Origin of the sequence: Cellvibrio sp. KY-YJ-3 (assembly GCF_008806955.1) — a bacterium.
Taxonomy (GTDB): domain Bacteria; phylum Pseudomonadota; class Gammaproteobacteria; order Pseudomonadales; family Cellvibrionaceae; genus Cellvibrio.
The window spans coordinates 1,737,501-1,740,000 of the sequence record NZ_CP031727.1 but is presented as its reverse complement, the minus strand read 5'-3'; the positions used below and the strand labels follow the sequence as shown (position 1 = coordinate 1,740,000).

The window sequence follows — 2,500 nt, the reverse complement described above, 5'->3', positions numbered from 1 at the left end:
AGACCTACTTTCGTACCTGCTCGACATGTCTGTCTCGCAGTCAAGCGTGCTTTTGCCTTTACACTAACCTCATGATTTCCGACCATGATTAGCACACCTTCGTGCTCCTCCGTTACTCTTTGGGAGGAGACCGCCCCAGTCAAACTACCCACCATACACTGTCCGTAACCCCGATAAGGGGCCGACGTTAGAACCTCAAACATACCAGGGTGGTATTTCAAGGACGGCTCCATCGAAACTAGCGTCTCGACTTCAAAGCCTCCCACCTATCCTACACAGATAGGTTCAAAGTTCAGTGCAAAGCTATAGTAAAGGTTCACGGGGTCTTTCCGTCTAGCCGCGGGAACACGGCATCTTAACCGCGATTTCAATTTCACTGAGTCTCGGGTGGAGACAGCGCCCCCATCATTACGCCATTCGTGCAGGTCGGAACTTACCCGACAAGGAATTTCGCTACCTTAGGACCGTTATAGTTACGGCCGCCGTTTACCGGGGCTTCGATCAAGAGCTTCGCTTGCGCTAACCCCATCAATTAACCTTCCGGCACCGGGCAGGCGTCACACCCTATACGTCCACTTACGTGTTTGCAGAGTGCTGTGTTTTTAATAAACAGTTGCAGGGGCCTGGTATCTTCGACTGCCAATAGCTTACGGGGCAAGCCCTTCACCATCAGCAGTGCACCTTCTCCCGAAGTTACGGTGCCATTTTGCCTAGTTCCTTCACCCGAGTTCTCTCAAGCGCCTTGGTATTCTCTACCTGATCACCTGTGTCGGTTTGGAGTACGGTCTCTTTTTACCTGAAGCTTAGAGGCTTTTCTTGGAAGCATGGCATCAAGCACTTCATGTTCCGAGGAACACTCGTCATCAGTTCTCAGCCTTAGCATCCCGGATTTACCTAAGACACCAGCCTACGACCTTAAACACGGACAACCAACGCCGTGCTGCTCTAGCCTTCTCCGTCCCCCCATCGCAGTAAAAAGAGGTACAGGAATATTAACCTGTTTCCCATCGACTACGCGTTTCCGCCTCGCCTTAGGGGCCGACTAACCCTGTCCCGATTAGCGTTGGACAGGAACCCTTGATCTTCCGGCGGGGGAGTTTTTCACTCCCCTTATCGTTACTCATGTCAGCATTCGCACTTCTGATACCTCCAGCATGCTTCTCAACACACCTTCGACGGCTTACAGAACGCTCCCCTACCCCACATACAAAGTATGCAGCCGCAGCTTCGGTTGCTAGTTTTAGCCCCGTTACATCTTCCGCGCAGGCCGACTCGACTAGTGAGCTATTACGCTTTCTTTAAAGGGTGGCTGCTTCTAAGCCAACCTCCTAGCTGTCTAAGCCTTCCCACATCGTTTCCCACTTAACTAACATTGGGGACCTTAGCTGGCGGTCTGGGTTGTTGCCCTCTTGACAACGGACGTTAGCACCCGCTGTCTGTCTGCCATGATTGCACTCCAGGGTATTCGTAGTTTGCATGGGTTTGGTAAGTCGGGATGACCCCCTAGCCCAAACAGTGCTCTACCCCCCTGGGTGAGACATGACGCGCTACCTAAATAGCTTTCGGGGAGAACCAGATATCTCCCGGCTTGATTAGCCTTTCACCCCTATCCACACGTCATCCCCAAATTTTTCAACATTTGTGGGTTCGGTCCTCCAGTTAGTGTTACCCAACCTTCAACCTGCACATGGATAGATCGCCGGGTTTCGGGTCTATTGCCAGCGACTAGACGCCCTATTAAGACTCGCTTTCGCTACGGCTCCCCTATACGGTTAACCTTGCCACTGACAATAAGTCGCTGACCCATTATACAAAAGGTACGCAGTCACACCACGAAGGTGCTCCTACTGCTTGTACGCACACGGTTTCAGGATCTATTTCACTCCCCTCACAGGGGTTCTTTTCGCCTTTCCCTCACGGTACTGGTTCACTATCGGTCAGTTGGGAGTATTTAGCCTTGGAGGATGGTCCCCCCATATTCAAACAGGATATCACGTGTCCCGTCCTACTCGTTTTCATGACTAAGGCATTTTCGTGTACGGGGCTATCACCCTGTATCGCCGCACTTTCCAGAGCGTTCCACTAACACCAAAGCCACTTAAGGGCTGGTCCCCTTTCGCTCGCCGCTACTAAGGGAATCTCGGTTGATTTCTTTTCCTCCGGGTACTTAGATGTTTCAGTTCCCCGGGTTCGCTTCCAGCAGCTATGTATTCACTGCAGGATACTTACTAAAAGTAAGTGGGTTCCCCCATTCAGAGATCTCAGGATCACAGCTTGTTTGCCAGCTCCCCTGAGCTTATCGCAGGCTCCTACGTCTTTCATCGCCTCCAACTGCCTAGGCATCCACCGTGTGCGCTTAGTCGCTTGACCATATAACACAAGCGACTGCTTTAACGATTTACAACATTGATACGCTCACGATAATAAGCGCATCGCATGAGTATGATTCGCCGGACTTTTGTGTAGAGATACACAAGACATCCATAAATCAGCAATTTAT

At 51.1% G+C, this 2,500-nt stretch carries 1 rRNA gene (running past one end of the window); it reads right to left on the bottom strand.

The features are described 5' to 3' along the window. Nucleotides 1-2,370, bottom strand: a 23S ribosomal RNA gene (locus D0B88_RS07325) (it extends 518 nt beyond the left edge of the window). Nucleotides 2,371-2,500 lie beyond the last annotated feature (130 nt).